We start from the raw sequence: 661 nt of genomic DNA on the forward strand, positions 1-661 counted from the left end.
GGCCGGGCTGGTCGCTATTACGCCACCACCAGCGAACTGTTCATAAACATGACCTACCCGGCGGTGGGCGCCATGCGGGAGCAACTTGAAAAGGAATACGCACAGGCACCGGAGCCGGAAGTGATGCAGCTATTGGTCCGCTCGCTTACGCGAAATTCTATGATCCAACGTGTCGGATTGGCGGTCGTCTTCGCGCTGGCCAAACGGATCAACAAGGAATGGGACGAGGAGGCAATGGGCAAAGCACTAGAGCCGGAAAGTCTCAGCATTGCAGCGGACAACTACTTCGACTCTCTCCAGGACGCGCGAAGAAGCTTGGGTAAGCGCCTCAACATCAGAAGGGTTGAGACTGGAAGTGCAGATGAAGAATTGGAGCCCGCTTGAATAGCGCCACGGCGGCATTGAGCAACTGAGGGCTGCGCTGCGGTTGATCCAGACCGGTGGCGACACACTGTGAAAGGTAGCCTCCACTGCTGTGAGCGGGTTTAGTTGATGCCCAGAGTCGTTGCTCCTCACTCGGCTTGAGACGCCATTGCACCCGACCCAGCGTGGGCCTGATCGCGCCTACGTGCCAAAGGGCGTTTTTGACCAATCAAATTCGAAGCACCGTCGCTGCTCCTCTTGGATGTCTAAAGGGCTATTAAACCCCAGATCCTCATAC

General features: G+C 56.7%; 1 pseudogene. It reads left to right on the forward strand.

Annotated elements, in window-relative coordinates:
* Positions 1–384: pseudogene (locus tag EN780_RS39365) on the forward strand (hypothetical protein); the annotation flags it as partial.
* Positions 385–661 lie beyond the last annotated feature (277 nt).

It is taken from the genome of Mesorhizobium sp. M4B.F.Ca.ET.089.01.1.1, assembly GCF_004022605.1.
Classification (GTDB): Bacteria; Pseudomonadota; Alphaproteobacteria; order Rhizobiales; family Rhizobiaceae; genus Mesorhizobium; species Mesorhizobium abyssinicae.